This is a genomic window from Streptomyces sp. NPDC002306 (assembly GCF_053593435.1).
Genome location: NZ_JBSFCK010000011.1, coordinates 143,263 through 161,614 on the forward strand (window position 1 = coordinate 143,263; position 18,352 = coordinate 161,614).

The following is an 18,352-nucleotide window of genomic DNA, read 5'->3' on the forward strand; positions in this document are numbered from 1 at the left end:
CGTTACGGTCTGGGAACATCCGGCGCAAGCTGATGACGGTGACGTCGAGGCGCAGAGGTGTGCGCGGGGATGCGTGCCGGTGTGTCCCGCCCGCCTGACGTGTGGGCGCGGGTGGAGGTGACCGACTCACCGGGCACGGCCGAAAAGCTCCGTTCCGCTGGGTGAACCCGCAGCGGGCAATGGTCAATTCCGGCCTTTTCTTTGTCGCTTCCATGACAAGCCTGTGAGGGTGATGTCACCCTTCTATCGGCCTTCACCGGCCGTTCACACCCCCCACACCCCCCACACCCCCCACACCCCCCACACCCCCCACCCTCCCCCCACCTCATCGAGCGCGCAGCCCCCGTCGTGGACGGGCGCCCCCGCGCGTCCAGCGCCACGTCTGTTCCGCCCCGCGCGCTCCGGGCCGGCCACACCCCCGCAGGCCCGCTCACCCTCGGCCTCCCACCTGGGCCGACCGTCGCACAAGGAGTAGACCTTGTTACGGCCACACCTCTTCGCCCGTCTTCGCCCCCGCTCCCTTCGCCGAGGAAACGCGGCGATCGTCGCCCTCGCGGCCGGAACGCTCCTCGCCGGTGCCGTACAGAGCGGCGCCGCCTCCGCCGCTCCCAAGGACCCCGGCCCCACGAAGATCGTCGCCGCCCCGCGCTCCGGCGCCGCCCCGGCCACCCTGTCGCCCGCGAAGCGCGCCGCCCTCGTCGACGGCGCGAAGGCCGCGGCCGGTGCCACGGCGAGACGCCTCGACCTCGGGTCCCGCGAGAAGCTCGTCGTCAAGGACGTCCTCCAGGACGCCGACGGCACCACCCACACGCGGTACGAGCGCACCTACGCCGGACTTCCGGTGCTCGGCGGCGATCTCGTCGTCCACGTGAGGAACGGCCGGACCACCGTCTCCGAGGCGACCGAGGCCACCCTCGCGGTGCCGACCACCACACCGAGGATCGGTGCGCCGGCCGCCGCCGCGAAGGCGCTCACGGCCGCGAGGAAGGCCGGCGCGGCGGCGGCCGAGGCCGCCGCCGACGGCGCGCCCCGGCTCGTCGTCTGGGCGGCCGGAGCGGCCAGGCCGGTCCTGGCCTGGGAGACCTCGGTGGAGGGTTTCCAGGACGACGGCACCCCCAGCGAGCTGCATGTCGTCACCGACGCGACCTCCGGCAAGGCCATCCAGCAGTACGAGGGCGTGCACACCGGCACGGGCACGGGCCAGTACAGCGGAACCGTGCCGCTCGGCACCACGGCATCCGGTTCGACGTACCAACTCGTCGACGGTGACCGCGCGGGCCACCGCACCTACGACCTGAACCAGGGCACGTCCGGAACCGGCACCCTCTTCACGGACGACAACGATGTCTGGGGCGACGGCACCCAGAGCAACCGTCAGACAGCGGGCGTGGACGTGGCCTTCGGGGCGGCGGCGACCTGGGACTACTACAAGGACGTCTTCGGCCGCAACGGCATCCGCAACGACGGCGTCGCCGCCTACAGCCGGGCCCACTACGGCAACAGCTACGTCAACGCCTTCTGGTCGGACAGCTGCTTCTGCATGACCTACGGCGACGGCTCCGGCAACACCCACCCGCTGACCGCGCTGGACGTGGCGGCCCACGAGATGAGTCACGGCGTCACGAGCGCCACCGCCAACCTGACGTACTCGGGCGAGTCCGGCGGCCTCAACGAGGCGACCTCGGACATCTTCGCCGCCGCCGTGGAGTTCCACTCCGGCCTCACGGCCGACGTCCCCGACTACCTCGTCGGCGAGAAGATCGACATCCGGGGCAACGGCACCCCGCTGCGGTACATGGACAAGCCGTCGAAGGACGGGTCCTCCCGCGACTACTGGGACTCCGGCCTGGGCGGCATCGACGTCCACTACTCCTCAGGACCCGCGAACCACTTCTTCTACCTCCTCTCCGAGGGCAGCGGCGCGAAGACCGTCAACGGTGTCGCCTACGACAGCCCCACCTATGACGGCCTGCCCGTGACGGGCATCGGCATCGAGAACGCGCAGCGGATCTGGTACCGGGCGCTGACGACGTACATGACCTCGACGACCAACTACGCGGGCGCGAGGGTCGCGACCCTCCAGGCCGCCGCCGACCTCTTCGGCGCCTACAGCGACACCTACCTCGCGGTCGCCAACGCCTGGGCCGCGATCCACGTCGGTGACCGGCTGGCGCTCGGCGTCAACATCGCGCCGGTCGCGGACCAGATCACCGGCGTCGGCCAAGAGGTCTCGTTGCAGCTCGACGCCTACACCACCAACGCGAACGCCACCCTCAGCTACGCGGCGACCGGTCTCCCCGACGGGCTGACCATCAGCGACAGCGGGCTGATATCCGGCGTTCCGTCCGCCACCGGCACCAGCGCGGTGAGCGTCACGGTCACCGACAGCACGGGCGCGGCCGTGACGGTGGAGTTCGAGTGGCGGGTCGCGTACGTCTACGGCAACAGCACGCGCGTCGACATTCCCGATGTCGGCGCCGCGGTCGAATCGCCCATCACCATCACGGGCCGTCCGGGCAACGCCTCGGCCACCACCGAGGTCTACGTCAACATCGTCCACACCTACCGCGGTGACCTGACCGTCGACCTGGTCGGCCCCGACGGCACCGTCTACTCGCTGCTGAACCGCTCCGGTGGTTCGGCCGACAACGTCGACCAGACCTTCACGGTGAACGCCTCGGCGCAGCCCGTCGAGGGCACCTGGAAGCTGCGGGTGCGCGACCTGGCCTCGATCGACGTGGGCTACATCCAGCAGTGGCGGATCACTCCCTGACCCTGAGCAGCACCCCTCGCACCACCCGGGGCAGCCGCCTGCCGCACGGCCCGGACCGTCTCACGGTCCGGGCCGTCGCGGCACCGACGTGCCCTCGACCCCGGTGCGACCGGACCGGAACGAAACGTCCACGCGGGCCCGGTCGGCGCCAACGCCGCCGTCGGAACGCCTCTTTGAGATCGGCCGGAGCGGTGCCTCCTCCCGCGCGGGCGGCGAGCGGTGTGGATCCGCGCCGATGGGGAAGCAGCCGTCCATCCGGGGCGACACCGCGGTGGGTGGCCCGGCTCACATGGCACAACGGGCCTGACGCCGACACGATGGTCCTCGTCACCGGCAGGCTGAAGGGATCCAGGATGTTCCGCAAGGTACTGGTCGCCAACCGTGGTGAGATCGCGATTCGCGCATTTCGCGCGGGCTACGAACTGGGCGCGCGCACCGTCGCCGTCTTCCCGCACGAGGACCGCAACTCGCTGCACCGGCTGAAGGCGGACGAGGCCTACGAGATCGGCGACCCTGGGCACCCGGTACGGGCCTATCTCTCGGTCGAGGAGATCGTCCGGGCGGCGCGTCAGGCGGGAGCGGACGCGGTCTACCCGGGCTACGGATTCCTCTCCGAGAACCCCGACCTGGCACTCGCCTGCGAGGAGGCGGGCATCACCTTCGTCGGGCCGAGCGCCCGCACCCTGGAGCTGACGGGCAACAAGGCCCGAGCCGTGGCCGCCGCCCGCGAGGCCGGCGTGCCGGTGCTCGGCTCCAGCGCGCCTTCCACCGACGTGGACGAACTCGTCCGTGCCGCCGAGGACATCGGCTTTCCGGTGTTCGTCAAGGCGGTCGCCGGCGGTGGCGGTCGCGGTATGCGCCGGGTCGAGGACCCCGCCCAGCTGCGCGAGTCCATCGAGGCGGCCTCCCGTGAGGCGGCCTCGGCGTTCGGTGACTCCACCGTGTTCCTGGAGAAGGCCGTCATCGATCCCCGTCACATCGAGGTGCAGATCCTCGCCGACGGGCACGGCGACGTCATCCACCTGTTCGAGCGCGACTGTTCGCTCCAGCGCCGCCACCAGAAGGTGATCGAGATGGCCCCCGCGCCGAATCTCGACCCGGCGCTGCGCGACCGCATCTGCGCCGACGCCGTGCGGTTCGCCCGGCAGATCGGCTACCGCAACGCGGGCACCGTGGAGTTCCTGCTCGACCCCGCGGGCAACCACGTCTTCATCGAGATGAACCCGCGCATCCAGGTCGAGCACACGGTGACCGAGGAGGTCACCGACGTCGACCTGGTCCAGGCGCAGCTGCGCATCGCGGCCGGCGAGAGCCTGGCCGACCTCGGGCTGTCACAGGAGACGGTCACCCTGCGCGGCGCGGCCCTGCAGTGCCGTATCACCACCGAGGACCCGGCCAACGGCTTCCGCCCGGACACCGGCCGGATCACCGCCTACCGCTCGCCGGGAGGCTCCGGGATCCGCCTGGACGGCGGAACCACCCACGCGGGTACGGAGATCAGCGCGCACTTCGACTCCATGCTCGTCAAACTCACCTGCCGGGGGCGGGACTTCAAGGCCGCGATCGGCCGGGCCCGGCGTGCCGTGGCCGAGTTCCGCATCCGCGGTGTCGCCACGAACATCCCCTTCCTGCAAGCCGTCCTGGACGACCCGGACTTCCAGGCCGGGCGGGTGACGACGTCGTTCATCGAACAGCGGCCGGAGCTGCTCACGTCCCGGCACTCCGCCGACCGCGGCACCAAGCTGCTCACCTACCTCGCCGATGTCACGGTGAACAAGCCGCACGGCGAGCGGCCCGCGCTGATCGACCCGGTCACGAAACTGCGGCCGCTGTCCGCCGCGGAGCCGCCCGCGGGCTCCCGGCAGCGACTCGTCGACCTCGGTCCGGAGGGCTTCGCCCGCCGGCTGCGTGAGTCGCCCACCATCGGCGTCACCGACACCACCTTCCGTGACGCGCACCAGTCGCTGCTGGCCACCCGGGTCCGCACCCGCGACCTCCTCGCCGTGGCCCCCACGGTCGCGCGGACCCTGCCGGAGCTGCTGTCCCTGGAATGCTGGGGCGGCGCCACCTACGACGTCGCCCTGCGCTTCCTCGCCGAGGACCCCTGGGAACGCCTGGCGGCCCTGCGCGAGGCGGTGCCCAACATCTGTCTGCAGATGCTGCTGCGCGGCCGCAACACCGTGGGCTACACCCCGTACCCGACCGAGGTGACCGACGCCTTCGTGCAGGAGGCCGCGGCCACCGGCATCGACATCTTCCGGATCTTCGACGCCCTCAACGACGTCTCGCAGATGCGGCCCGCGATCGACGCCGTACGGGAGACGGGGACGGCCGTCGCCGAGGTGGCCCTGTGCTACACCTCCGACCTGTCCGACCCGTCGGAGCGGCTGTACACCCTGGACTACTACCTGCGGCTGGCCGAGCAGATCGTGGCGGCCGGGGCTCATGTGCTGGCCGTGAAGGACATGGCCGGACTGCTGCGGGCCCCGGCCGCCGCGACGCTGGTGTCGGCGCTGCGCCGTGAGTTCGACCTGCCGGTGCACCTGCACACCCACGACACCGCGGGCGGCCAGCTCGCCACCTACCTCGCCGCGATCCAGGCCGGAGCCGACGCCGTGGACGGAGCGGTCGCGTCGATGGCGGGCACCACCTCGCAGCCGTCGCTGTCGGCGATCGTGGCCGCGACCGACCACTCCGAGCGGCCCACCGGCCTCGACCTCCAGGCCGTCGGCGACCTGGAGCCGTACTGGGAGAGCGTCCGGCGCGTCTACGCCCCGTTCGAGGCCGGTCTCGCCTCACCGACGGGCCGGGTCTACCACCACGAGATCCCCGGCGGGCAGTTGTCCAACCTGCGCACCCAGGCGGTCGCGCTGGGCCTCGGCGACCGCTTCGAGGAGATCGAGGCGATGTACGCGGCCGCCGACCGGATCCTGGGCCACCTGGTGAAGGTCACCCCGTCGTCCAAGGTGGTCGGGGACCTCGCGCTGCATCTGGTGGGCGCCGGGGTGGCGCCGAAGGAGTTCGAGCGGACGCCGGACCGGTTCGACATCCCCGACTCCGTCATCGGCTTCCTGCGCGGCGAACTGGGCACCCCGCCCGGTGGCTGGCCGGAGCCGTTCCGCAGCAAGGCGCTGCGCGGCCGTGCCGAGGCCAAGCCCGTGCAGGAGCTGACGGAGGAGGACCGCGCGGGGCTGGAGAAGACCCGCCGCACGACGCTCAACCGGCTCCTGTTCCCCGGGCCGACGCGCGACTTCGAGACACACCGTCAGACCTACGGCGACACGAGCGTGCTGGACAGCAAGGACTTCTTCTACGGCCTGCGTCCGGGCACGGAGTACTCCGTCGACCTCGAACCCGGCGTACGCCTGCTCATCGAGCTGGAGGCCGTCGGTGAGGCGGACGAGCGGGGGATGCGCACCGTGATGTCGACGCTCAACGGCCAACTGCGGCCGATCCAGGTGCGCGACACCGCGGCGGCCTCCGACGTGCCGGCGACCGAGAAGGCCGACCGGAGCAAGCCCGGTCAGGTGGCGGCGCCGTTCGCGGGTGTGGTGACGCTCGTCGTCGCCGAGGGCGACGAGGTGGCGGCCGGCGCCACGGTGGCCACCATCGAGGCGATGAAGATGGAGGCCACCATCACCGCCTCGCAGGCGGGGAAGGTGACCAGGCTGGCGATCAACCGGATCCAGCAGGTGGAAGGCGGGGACCTGCTCGTCGAGATCGGCTGAGGCGCCTCCGCCGGCCGTTCGTACCCGGGCCGCGTTCCTGCTGCGACAGGGGCGCGGCCCGGGCACGTCCGGTTCGGGGCGGGCAAGGGCGGGTGCGTCCGGTTCGGGGCGGGTGCGAACAGGCACGAACGGGCACGAGCAAGTGCGAGCAGGCACGCGGGGCGAACACTTTACCCACCCCTTATGGCATGCTCCGGTCAAACCTGTCAGGCTTTCGGCAGCCGTCGCCCCGACCCCGGGGGTGAGGGCAGGCATCTCACCTCGGCGATCGCGCGAGCGATCCGCACAGCCCCCGGCTGCCCTCCGGCGCACCCACTCCGGCCGGGCGGCCACCGAGCAGGCCGCGATCCCGGCCGCCTCAAAGGAGTTACGCGTGAGACCGACCCCCCACAAGGCCCTCGCCGCGACCGCGACAGCCGTCGCAGCGCTGGCCGCCGTCCTGCTGCCCGTCTCCCCGGTGGCCGCCGCGCCGCCCACGGCCGCGCCGGCCGCCGCCTGCACCCCGGCCCAGGTGGTCACCAACGGCGGCTTCGAGAGCGGGACTTCGCCCTGGACCCAGTCCTCGACCTCCGTCATCACCAGCCGCGCGGGCCAGAGCGCCCACGGCGGCACCAGCTTCGCCTGGCTCAACGGCGTCGGCAGCACGCGCACCGACACGCTCTCCCAGAGCGTCTCGATCCCGTCCGGGTGCAGCACCGCCACGCTCACCTTCTGGCTGCACATCGACACCGCCGAGACGACCTCGTCGACCGCGTACGACAAGCTCACGGCGAAGATCGGCGCCACGACGCTGGCGACGTACTCGAACCTCAACAAGGCCACCGGGTACGCGCAGAAGTCGTTCGACGTCTCGGCGTTCGCGGGCCAGACCGTGACCGTCGCCTTCACCGGCACCGAGGACTCCAGCCTCCAGACGAGCTTCGTCGTCGACGACGTGGCCCTCGACACCTCCGGCGACACCGCCCCGCCGGCGGACAACACCCGTACGCCGGCCGCGCCCTCGTACACCGTCAACCTCACCAGCAACACGAGCGGCACCGTCTGGACCGGCCACGAGAGCGCGACCTTCACCAACGCCTCGTCCACCGCGCTCAGCGAGGTGTACCTGCGGCTGTGGGACAACTACCACGGCACCTGCTCCGCGATGCCGATCAGCGTCACCAACGTCACCGGTGGCACCGCGGGCGCCCTCTCCGTCGCCTGCACCGCCCTGCGGATCGCCCTGCCGACGCCCCTGGCACAGGGTCAGAGCGCCACGATCGGGTTCGACCTGGGGATCACCGTGCCCAGCGGCGCGGACCGCTTCGGCTACGACGGCGCGTTCAGCTTCATCGGCAACGCGCTGCCGGTGCTCGCGGTCAAGGACGGCGCGGGCTGGCACCTGGACCCGTACACCAACAACGGTGAGTCGTTCTACTCCCTGGCCGCCGACTTCAAGGTGACCCTCGACCACCCGAGCACCCTGCTGGTGCCGGCCACCGGCGGCTCCGTCGACACCCCCGGCACCAGTGGCCGCACGGTGACCACCGCCACCGCCGCCAAGGTCCGCGACTTCGCCTGGGCCGCCGGCCCCTTCAGCAAGATCTCCGGCACCTCTACCGCCGGCACCCCGATCAACATCTACTCCGTCTCGGGCATCAGCTCGTCCAGCGCGCAGTCGATGCTCACCACCGCGAAGAGCGCCGTGGACGCCCACGCGGCACGGTTCGGCGCCTACCCGTACGGCGAGTTGGACGCCGTGATCGACAACAACTTCTGGTTCGGCGGCATGGAATACCCCGGGTTCGTCCTCGACCTGGTCAGCACCACCGCGCTCACCCACGAGATCGGCCACCAGTGGTTCTACGGCATCGTCGGCGACGACGAGTACAACAACCCCTGGCTGGACGAGGCGTTCACCGACTACGCGACCGATCTGGCGCTGAACAAGACCGGCACCGGCTGCTGGAGCAGTGTCTCCTGGGCGTCGTCGGCGGAGAAGATCACCAACTCGATGGCCTACTGGGACACCCACTCGTCCCGGTACTCCACCGTCGTGTACGGCTACGGCAAGTGCGCCCTGCACGACCTGCGGCGCCTCCTCGGTGACACCGTCATGGCCAAACTGCTCAAGGACTACGCCACTTCGCACTGGTACGGCGTCTCGACCACGGCCGAGTTCAAGGCGGCCGCCCAGGCCGCCACGACCACGGACCTGACCTCGTTCTGGACCCAGCACCGCATCGACGGCTGACCACGCGGCCACCGGCGACCGGCGACCGGTCGCCGGTCCGCCGGTCATCGATCACCGGTCCGCCGCGGTGGGCGCGCTCTCCGGCGCGCCCCCGCGGCGACCCGACGCCCGCGCACCCGGCGGACCGGACACGGTCCCGGCGCCGAACGGACCCGGCGCGATGCCGTGTTCAGGCGGCGACCCCGCCCGGTGCCGCTGTCGCCGCTCTCCGGCGCGGTGTCACCGGGCCCGTGTCGGCCCGGACCGCGCTGATGACGAAGGTGACACTGATCAGCAGTGCCCAGGAGGCCCACTTGGACACGGACACCGGTTCCCAGCCGTGCACCTGGTCCGGGTAGGTCCACGCTCCGAGATAGGTGGCGATGTTCTCCGCGAGCCACAGGAAGAACCCGATCAGCGCGAAGGACACTGCCAGGGGCATCCGGTAGCGCCGCGTGGCGATCACGAAGTGCACCCACGTTCCCGTGGTCACGGCGATCAGCAGGCCGCCGAGCGCCCAGCGCAGGTCCGGCAGCCAGTGGTGGCTGAGGAAGTTGACGTAGAGGCCGACGGCGAGCACGGCGGTGGCGCGGGGCCGGTAGCCGGTCAGCGTCAGCCCCATCAGCCGCCAGGAGCGGCAGACGTAGCTGCCGACGGCGGCGTACATGAACCCTCCGTACAACGGCACCCCGGCGACCTTGGTGAGGCCGGGCTCGGGATAACTCCACGACCCCATACGCACCTTCACCAGCTCGAAGGCGAGCCCCAGGAGGTGGCAGACGGCCACCACGGCCACCTCGCGCCGGCTCTCCCAGCCCAGCGACAGGCCCGCGACGGTCAACAGCACCCCGTACGCGAGCAACAGGTCGTAGCGCGCCACCGGCAGGGGCGGGAGCAACGTCGAGCCCGCCATTCCGCCGAGCAGCGCGACCGCGAACGCGCAGCAGCGCGCCTGCGACCACCCGAACCGCGCCAACTGCCTGATGAACAACCCGGCACCCCTCGTGATCCTGCCCATGCCCATGGAGAGTGCGTCGACGGTGCCGGAGGTTGCAGTCCCGGCAGGCACCGCTGTTCGAGATGCCACCCGATCCATTGAAAAAACCCGCTTCTCCGCGTGCCGGTCGCGGGCGGGGCATTCCCTTGATCGGATATGCCCCATCTGCGAACGGAGCCGCCCGGTGCGAATGACCGACATCCAGCGTTGTGAGGTCCCGCCCGGACGGCTCGTCGAGTGGACACTCAGTCCGGCGACCGTCGAGGCGGCGGCGGAGCTGCCGGACGACACCCGGCCGCCGGCGTACATCCAGGAGGCGCACATCAGGACGGCCCGGTCCGTACGGGAGGACGGCCTGTTCGTACCGACCTGGCTGGGCACGGCCTTCGACCTCCCGGGCCCGGTCGACCTCGACGTGCTCCAGGAGGCGCTGCGGAGCTGGACGCTGCGCCACGAGACACTGCGCAGCGGATTCCGCTGGGACGGCGACGTGATGCGCCGGTTCACCCTCGGCGCGGACGCCGTGGCACTGCGGCGCGAGGTGATCGGGGACTTCCCCGACGCGGCGGAACTCGTCCAGCACCTCCAGGACCGCTTCGACATCGCGGCGGACGCGCTGCGCTGGCCGAACTTCCTCTACACGGCGGTCGTCCGGGACGACGGCGCCAGGGTCCACATGGTCTTCGACCACAGCAACGTCGACGGCTACTCCCTCCAGCGCATCGCCGCCGAGATCCACGAGCTGTACACGGCGCGACTGGCGGGCCGGGCCCAGGAGGAGGCGCCGGTCAGCAGCTACGTCGACTTCTGCGAGCTGGAGCGGGCGGACGCGGACCGGATCGGCGACACCCACGTGATCGTCGCGCGCTGGCGGGAGTTCATCCAGCGCTGCGACGGGAAGCTGCCGGACTTCCCCGTCGACCTCGGCCTCGAACCCGGGGGCGGACTGCCCGCGCAGAAGCTGATGCGCGAGACGCTCGTGGACGCGGACGCCGCCGCCGCGTTCGAGGCGTACTGCCGGCCGTACGGCGGGAGCCTGGTGGGCATCCTGGCCGCGACGAGCCTCCTCGTCCACGAGATCGGCGGACAGTCCGTGTACCGCACGGTGGTGCCGTTCCACACCCGGGTGAAGTCCCAGTGGTCCGACTCCGTGGGCTGGTACGTCGGCGGTGCGCCGATCGAGGTCTCCATGGCCCAGGCCCCCGACTTCCGGGGCGCCCTGACGGCCGTACGCGCCCAGTTGCAGGCCAACAGGTCACTGGCGCGCATTCCGCTGGCCCGGGTCCTCAGCCTCCTCGGCGCGGACTTCCGCCCCACCTCGCCGGACCTGTACTCGATCGTCTCCTACCTCGACGCCCGGACCCTTCCCGGCTCCGACCGGTGGGCCGAGCAGAACGCGTACGCGTTGCTCAGGGTGTCGTACGGCGATCAGGTGTGCGTCTGGGTCAACCGCATGCACGAGGGCCTCTGGCTCGCGAGCCGCTACCCGGACACCGACATCGCGAGCAAGAACATGCGGCTGTACGTCGAACGGCTGCGGGACGTCATCCTCTCGGTCGCCCGGGCCTGATCACGCGGAAATCCGATGGCAGGCCGGGGCGAGGGACGATACGGTCCCCGCGATGAAGACTTATTCCGCCGACAGATCGGGGGTCCCGTCCGCGCAAGGTGAGTGCTGATGCTCCTCACCCACGACGCGAACGGGGATTCCCGCCTTTCCCTCTGGCTGCGCGTGCGCGAGTTCGCCGTGCCGCCGTCCATGATCGAGACCGCGACCGCCCGTCGCCAGGCCGGCGACTGGGCCGGCGCGTGCGCCGCCGCGGGCATCGATGTCGACCTCGGTCCGCGCGCCCTGGCCCGCACCCACGGCCGGGAACTCGCGGACCGGATCCGGGCCGATCTCCGCCACCTCGCCCCCGACCTGCTGCGCTGGCACCTGCCGAGGATCGCTCCCGACGGACTGCTGCGGCCGGGGCTCACGCTCTCCCTGGCCCGGTACGACATCGAGGGGGCCGGCCGCGGGCAACCGGCCCGACCGGTGCACCTGGTGGCCCGCACACCACCCGCCTGGGCGGACGCCGGTCAGCGGATCAGCCTGGCGCTGTGGGACGGCGCCGCCCGCTCCGACCCCGGCGTCCGCCACCATCCGCACCCACGGCCCAGCCGACGGTTCCGTCTCGACCTGCACCGCCACCTGTGGGACGCGCGCCGCAGCGACGAACTGCGCGTCCGGTCCGGAGCCGACCGGCCGCCCGCCGACGGTGGTCCCACGACGGACCCGGAACCCCCTGAACCGCCGTTGACGGTGCCGACGGGACACCGCTGTGCCGTGGACCGGTGGGCGGCCGAGACGGAGATCCTGCTCCACGCCGAGGGGCGCTCCCGCACCGGGGCCGCCACCGTGCGGCTGGGAGCCCGAGGCCGGCTGGTGCTGCACCTGTCCGGACCTGGTGACGGCGTCGCCGCGCCCCGGCTCCGGATCGCGGCGGCGCCCCCGGACGGCCGCACCCGCGCGCTGCCGGTCCTGCCCGACGCGGCGACCTGGACCCCGCCCGACCTCGAACTGATCCGCGCCGGACTGATCGAGGCCGACCGGCTGCACCCGCTGGTCGCCGCGGCGCTGCTGCCCGATCACACGCCGGCGGCCCCGTCCCCGGCCGCACCCCGGACACCGGGTCGGCCACGCCTGGTGGACTGCCGGGGCGCCCGGCACCGGATCGGCCTGGTCGGCGGGGTGTTGGTCCCGCTGGACCACGACCGCGCCGAGGTCCGCCGCGAGGAGCTGCTGGCCGAGCTGACCGGCACTCCGCTGCCCTGCCTCCAGGTCATCGACGAGGCACACCGCCGGCCGGAATGCCTCGCCGACGTCCGTGAACGCCTCGACCACGGCGACATCGCCGGAGCGCTCGCCGTCGTCGAGGCCCTGCTCGGCCCCGGCGCACTGCTGCGCGACGGCGCGCTGCGGGACGAACTGGAGGCGGCCGCGCGGCGGCGCGTCACCTACGGACTGTTCCGGGCGGGACTGGCCGGCCCCGGCCCCGGCCGGATCCGCGAGGGCGCGCGCCGCCCCGGCGAGCACCGCTCACACCCGCGCCACACCACCGCCCGCTGACCCGCTGACCCGCAGGCCCGCAGGCCCGATGACCGCAGGCGCGCGCCTCGCGGGCCCGCGCCCCGCACCCACTCGGCTTCTCTCCCTCGAACCCACAGGTGATCCGACATGCCCCCGTACGCACATTCCGACATCCCCCGCGACTCCCAGCTCGGCATCGCCGACGAGTTGCTGGCCCTGCTGCGCGACACCACCACCGAACCCCGCCCCGACATCCAACTGGAGGCCCTGACCCTGGCCGTGGCCGCCGACCTGCCCGTACTGCTGTGGGGCGAACCGGGGATCGGCAAGACCGCCGCCCTGACCCAGCTCGCCGCCTCCCTGGACCTGCCGCTGACCACGGTGATCGCCAGCGTGCACGAGCCGTCCGACTTCTCGGGCCTGCCCGTGGTCGGCGACGATCCCGCGGAGCACGGCGTCCCGATGGCCCCGCCGGACTGGGCGGTCCGGCTCGTACGGGCCGGCCGCGGACTGCTGTTCCTGGACGAGCTGTCCACCGCGCCGCCGGCCGTCCAGGCCGCCCTCCTGCGCCTGGTGCTCGAACGGCGGATCGGAGCCCTGCGACTGCCGCCCGGCGTCAGGATCGTGGCCGCCGCCAACCCGCGTGCCTCGGCCGCCGACGGCTGGGAGCTGAGCCCGCCGCTCGCCAACCGCTTCGTGCACCTGCGCTGGACCCACGACCACGAGGTCGTGGTACGCGGCCTGGGCGGGACCTGGCCCCGGGCGACACTGCCACGGCTCGACCCGGAGCGGATGCCGGCGGCCGTGGACTTCGCCCGCCGCGCGGTGTGCGGGCTGCTGGCCGCCCGCCCCGGACTCGTCCACCGGCTGCCCGACAACGAGACGCGCCGGGGCGGCCCCTGGCCGTCACCCCGGAGCTGGGAGATGACCCTGTGTCTGATCGCCTTCGCGACCGCGGCCGGCTCCTCCCGGGACGTGCTCTCCCTGCTCGTCCGGGGCACGGTGGGGGACGGGCCGGGCCTGGAACTGCTGGCGAGCGTGGACCGGATGGACCTCCCGGACCCCGAACTGCTCCTCGCCGACCCGGCGGGCGCCGTCCTGCCCGAACGGGGTGATCTGCGCCAAGCCGTACTGGACGGGGTGGTGGCGGCGGTCCGCGGGCGCCCGGACCAGGCGCGCTGGGACGCGGCCTGGGCGCTGCTGGTCCGGGCGATGGACACCGGCGCCCCGGACCTGGTGGTCGTCCCCGCGACCACCCTCGCGACCCTGCGCCAACAGGACTGGGAGGTCCCGGAGTCGATCGAGCGGCTGGCCGGAGCGGTGTCCCTGTCCCGGCGGGCGGACCGCGCGGCGGCCCGGGTGGCCGCGAAGGCGGCCCGATGACCCCGGACGCCGAAAGCGCGCTGGACCGCGACAAGCTCTTCGCCGCCCGGCTGCACGCCGCCCGCGTCCGGCCCTACCTGGCGACGGCCCTGTTCGCCCTGCACCCCGTGGCGTCCCGGCGGGTGCCGACGATGGCCGTCGACCGGCACTGGCGGTGCTATGTCTCACCGGCGTTCGTCGACCGCACACCGGTGGAGGAACTCGCCGGGGTGTGGGTGCACGAGGTCTCCCACCTTCTGCGCGACCACCACGGGCGCAGCGACCGGGTCTCCCGCGAGCGGGCGCTGACCGGCTCCGGAGCGCGGCTGCGCATGAACATCGCCGCGGACTGCGAGATCAACGACGACGCGTTCGGTGACGGGTTGGCGCGGCCCGAAGGCGCTGTCACGCCCGCGTTCCTGCAACTGCCCGAGGGGCAGCTCATGGAGGAGTACCTGGGCCTGTTCCGGCTCGGGCCGCGCACCCAGGACCTGGCCTGGCTGGACTGCGGCAGCGGAGCCGACGGACTGGACCGGGAGTGGGACCTCGGACCCGACGGCGCGCACGGCCTCAGCGACCAGGAACGGGACGCGGTGCGGTTCCGGGTGGCGCAGGGCATCAACGGCCGGCCGGGTGACACCTCGAAGGGATGGCGGCGATGGGCCGAGGAAGTGTTCCACCCGCCGCAGCCGTGGCGGGAGTTGCTGGGCGCGGCCGTCCGCTCGGCAGCCTCCGGAGCCGGGGCGGGCGACGACTACACCTACGGCCGGCCGTCCCGGCGCTCGGCCGGGGTGCCCGGCGTCGTACTGCCGAGCCTGCGGCGCAGACCGCCCAGGGTCTGCGTGGTCATCGACACCTCCGGATCGGTCAGCGACACCGAACTGGGCAGCGCGCTGAACGAGGTCGCCGCGATCAGCCGCGCCGTGGGTGGCCGCCGCGAACTGGTCACCGTGGTGCCGTGCGACGCGGCGGCCACGTTCGCGCACCGGCTGTGCCGGGCCGAGGGGATACCCCTCGTGGGCGGCGGGGGCACGGATCTGCGGTCGGGCTTCGCCCGGGCCCTGCGGCACGGCCCCCGGCCCGACGTCATCGTGGTGCTGACGGACGGCCAGACGCCCTGGCCGGCCGACCGGCCACCGTGCCGGACGGTGGTCGGTCTGTTCGCCCGGCCGCGGGCCGCTTCGGTGAACGAGGACGATCCCGACTACGCGCCGGACGCGCCGCCCGCGTGGGCACGCGTGGTCGTCATCGGATAGGCCGCGGCCGCGTGGCGGCCCGCTACGGGAGGATGGCGTCGCAGGCGATCGGCAGATGGCGCGGGCCACGCAGGACCGCGTTCTGCCGGTACGGCGGCGGGTCCTCCAGCAGTCGCGGGTTCTCCAGTCTGCGGGCCAGCTCGCTCAGCGCGAGCTGTGCCTCCAGCCGGGCCAGCGGCGCGCCGAAGCAACTGTGGATTCCGCTGCCGAAGCCCAGGTGCTGGATGTCGCCGCGGTCCGGGTCGAAGCGGTCCGGATGATCGAAGCGCTCGGGGTCGCGGTTTCCCGCCGCCAGCACCAGCCACAGCGATGAGCCCTTGGGAATGGTGACGCCGCGGACCTCGATGTCGGCGAGGGTGGTGCGCTGCGGCAACAGCTGCACGGGCGGCTCGAAGCGGAGCAGTTCCTCGACGATGGGGACGGCCAGCGTCGCGTCCTCGCGCAGCCGGCGCAGGATGTCGGGGTTGCGCAGCAGGGTCAGCATGCCGTTGGTGATGAGGTTGACCGTCGTCTCGTGACCCGCGATCAGCAGCAGGACCGACGTGCTCAGGACCTCCATGGTCGTCATGGATCCGTCCGGTCCGGGCGAGGTCGCCAGCAGCGAGAGCATGTCCTCGCCGGGCTTCTTGCGGCGCTCCTCGATGAGCCCGGCCAGATACATGCCCAGTTCCGTACGGGCGTTGTGCGCGACCTTGACACGCTCGGCGGAGTCGGCGGCCGGGGAGGGGTCGGGGTCCAGGCTGGCGGCGATGATGTCCGCCCAGACGTGGAAGCGCGCCTCGTCCTCGCGCGGCACGCCCAGCAGACGGCAGATCACGGTCACCGGGAACGGGTAGGAGAACTGGTCGACCAGGTCGATCCGTTCCGTGCTCTCGATACCGGCGATGAGCTCGGTGACGATGTCGGACAGTTCGCCGTGCATCTCGTAGACGTGCCGTGGGGTGTGCGGCGGTCCGAACGAACGGTTCGTCATCCGCCGCAGCCGGTCGTGCTCCGGGGGATCGAGCCGCAGGAAGCTCGGCGGCAGGGCCGCCTCCTCGTCCGCCTCGGCGGCCAGCGGGTCGCCCGCCGTCGACCTCAGGTTGCGGGCGTCCGAGCTGACCCGCGGATCGTGCAGGAGACTCTGGATGTCGTAGTACCCGCTGACGACGAACGGGCCGTCCTCCTCGTGGTACACCGGCGTCTTACGGAGCTCCGCGTACAGCGGGTACGGGTCGGCGCGATGGTCGTAGTCGATGATCTGCCGCAGGATGGCTGGCGTCATGAGGCGTCCTCGTGGGCGTCGGATCAGTGCCGGGCGGGGGTGAACGTCAACTGCCGGTCGGCGGGCGAGTATCCGGTCAGGGAGACGGTCGGGCCGTGTGTGGGCACTGACGGGTCGGGGAAGTCCGCCGGCAGCGGGCGATCCCCCTCCGGGCGGCGGTCCACGGTGGGGAAGGGCGGCGGGAAGGGGGCCGTGGTCTCGATGAGCTGCTCGTAGAACTGCAGCCACCTCGACTGGTCGAAGGTGACGGCGCCGATCACGCGCCCCTGGTAGCCGTACACACCGGTGAACCGGCGTTCGGTCCGGGAGCCCTGCGCGATGAGGATCTCCGTCCCCAACGGCGGCACCCCGACCGACTTGATGTTCACGCCGAACTGGGAGGACCAGAAGGCGGGCACCCACAGGTGGGGGCGGCGGTCGACGCTCTCGCTCAGCATGTTGTGCGCCGCGGTGTCGGCCTGGGCGACGGCGTTTCCCCAGTGCTCCAGGGACAGGAACTGGTAGCCGAACAGCGCGTGCGGCGACCGCGCGACATCGCCGGCCACGTAGACGTCGTCGGTCACGATGCCGCGGACGTCGAAGGCCCGGCAGCCGGCGTCACAGGCGATGCCCCGCGGGCCCGCGCCGAGTCCGGAACCGAGGAGCCACTCGGTGTTGCGCATGGCGCCCAGCGACACGACCACCACGTCCGCCTCGACGGCGGTGCCGTCGGAGAGCTGCGCGGCCCGTACGTGTCCCGAGGAGTCGCCCTCCAGAGCGGTCACCATGATGCCGCAGCGCAGATCCACGCCGTGCTCGCGCTGCATCTCGGCCGCGACCGCACCGACGACCCCGCCGAGCGCGCCGACCAGCGGCGCGGCGCCCCGCTCGGCCACGGTGACCGCGATCCCGCGTTCCCGGCAGGCGGAGGCGATCTCGGAACCGGTGAACCCGGCGCCGATGACGAGCACGCGACGCGGGCCCTGGGCGAGCGCGCGCTCCAGCGCGACGGCGTCGTCGCGGGTACGCAGGACGAACACCCCGTCGAGTTCCGCCTCGCTCTCCTGCGGCCAGGGCCTGGCCCGGACACCGGTGGCGATGAGCAGCCGGTCGTACTCCACCTCTTCGCCGTCGGCCAGCCGGACCCGCTTGGCCGACATGTCGAGGCCGGTGGCCGGGACCCCGAGGCGCCACTCGGCGTCGATCGCCCGGCGCCGGGGGAGAGCGGTGTGGTCGGCCGTCGCCCGGCCGAGCAGGACCTGCTTGGACAGCGGCGGCCGGTCGTACGGCTCGTACGGTTCGTCGCCGACCATCGTGAGCGAGCCGGTGAAGCCCTTCTCGCGCAGCGTCTCCGCGGCCCGCAGCCCCGCCAGCGAGGCGCCGACCACGACGATGCGCCCTTCGCGCTTGAGCCGCTCCAGGTATCCGTCAGCGCCCACCGGTCGCCTCCTGAACAGGTACGGGAGTGCCGGCCGCGCCGTCCAGACCTTCCACGAGGATGGCCTGGACGGGGCAGGCGGCGACGGCTCGCTGAACCTCCGCGCGCCGCGCCTCCTCGGCCTGCGGGTCGTAGAGCAACGACTCCTCGCCGTGCATGGCGAAGACGTCGGGAGCGAGGAACGCGCACTGCGCGTATCCCTGGCAGCGGTTGAGATCGACGACAAGTCTCACCGAGGATCCGCCCTTCCGTGGCCCGTGCTCGCCCCCA

At 72.4% G+C, this 18,352-nt stretch carries 11 protein-coding genes; 7 read left to right on the forward strand and 4 right to left on the reverse strand.

What is annotated here, in order from left to right; genetic code table 11:
* Positions 1-541 precede the first annotated feature (541 nt).
* From ACWCQK_RS22835 to ACWCQK_RS22845, 3 genes are all read left to right on the forward strand, one after another.
* The gene (locus ACWCQK_RS22835; protein WP_451157822.1) at positions 542-2,773 is read left to right on the forward strand and encodes a M4 family metallopeptidase; all 2,232 of its coding nucleotides are present in this window, start codon (positions 542-544) and stop codon (positions 2,771-2,773) included.
* Positions 2,774-3,126: 353 nt separating this feature from the next.
* Positions 3,127-6,501 carry a pyruvate carboxylase gene (locus ACWCQK_RS22840; protein WP_451157601.1) on the forward strand — a complete coding sequence of 1,125 codons (3,375 nt, stop codon included), beginning with the start codon at positions 3,127-3,129 and terminating at the stop codon, positions 6,499-6,501.
* Between the two features lie 373 nt (positions 6,502-6,874).
* Entirely contained in the window at positions 6,875-8,734 is a 1,860-nt protein-coding gene (locus tag ACWCQK_RS22845; RefSeq protein WP_451157603.1) for a M1 family aminopeptidase, read from the forward strand.
* 169 nt (positions 8,735-8,903) lie between these two features.
* Here ACWCQK_RS22845 and ACWCQK_RS22850 read toward each other — a convergent pair whose 3' ends face one another.
* Positions 8,904-9,737 carry a DUF817 domain-containing protein gene (locus ACWCQK_RS22850; protein ID WP_451157824.1) on the reverse strand — a complete coding sequence of 278 codons (834 nt, stop codon included), beginning with the start codon at positions 9,735-9,737 and terminating at the stop codon, positions 8,904-8,906.
* A 157-nt stretch (positions 9,738-9,894) separates the two neighbouring features.
* Between ACWCQK_RS22850 and ACWCQK_RS22855 the strand changes: the two genes are divergently transcribed.
* The 4 genes from ACWCQK_RS22855 to ACWCQK_RS22870 all read left to right on the forward strand — a co-directional run bounded on the left by ACWCQK_RS22855 (position 9,895) and on the right by ACWCQK_RS22870 (position 15,401).
* Positions 9,895-11,280 (forward strand): condensation domain-containing protein, encoded by a 1,386-nt coding sequence (locus tag ACWCQK_RS22855; RefSeq protein WP_451157605.1) that lies wholly within the window; start codon positions 9,895-9,897, stop codon positions 11,278-11,280.
* A gap of 108 nt (positions 11,281-11,388) precedes the next feature.
* Positions 11,389-12,822, forward strand: a complete 1,434-nt coding sequence (locus ACWCQK_RS22860) for a hypothetical protein (protein ID WP_451157607.1) — start codon at positions 11,389-11,391, stop codon at positions 12,820-12,822.
* 108 nt (positions 12,823-12,930) lie between these two features.
* Positions 12,931-14,166, forward strand: coding sequence for an AAA family ATPase (locus ACWCQK_RS22865; protein WP_451157609.1), 1,236 nt, complete (start codon positions 12,931-12,933; stop codon positions 14,164-14,166).
* Entirely contained in the window at positions 14,163-15,401 is a 1,239-nt protein-coding gene (locus ACWCQK_RS22870; protein WP_451157611.1) for a vWA domain-containing protein, read from the forward strand. The genes ACWCQK_RS22865 and ACWCQK_RS22870 overlap by 4 nt, the downstream gene beginning before the upstream one ends.
* Before the next feature lie 22 nt (positions 15,402-15,423).
* Here the strand turns inward: ACWCQK_RS22870 and ACWCQK_RS22875 are convergent, their stop codons facing one another.
* The 3 genes from ACWCQK_RS22875 to ACWCQK_RS22885 are packed head-to-tail and all read right to left on the reverse strand — an operon-like array spanning position 15,424 to position 18,315.
* On the reverse strand, positions 15,424-16,665 hold the full coding sequence (locus tag ACWCQK_RS22875; protein WP_451157613.1) for a cytochrome P450: 1,242 nt from the start codon (positions 16,663-16,665) through the stop codon (positions 15,424-15,426).
* 23 nt (positions 16,666-16,688) lie between these two features.
* Positions 16,689-18,083 (reverse strand): NAD(P)/FAD-dependent oxidoreductase, encoded by a 1,395-nt coding sequence (locus ACWCQK_RS22880; protein WP_451157615.1) that lies wholly within the window; start codon positions 18,081-18,083, stop codon positions 16,689-16,691.
* On the reverse strand, positions 18,073-18,315 hold the full coding sequence (locus tag ACWCQK_RS22885) for a ferredoxin (protein WP_451157617.1): 243 nt from the start codon (positions 18,313-18,315) through the stop codon (positions 18,073-18,075). The genes ACWCQK_RS22880 and ACWCQK_RS22885 overlap by 11 nt, the downstream gene beginning before the upstream one ends.
* Positions 18,316-18,352: the final 37 nt, after the last annotated feature.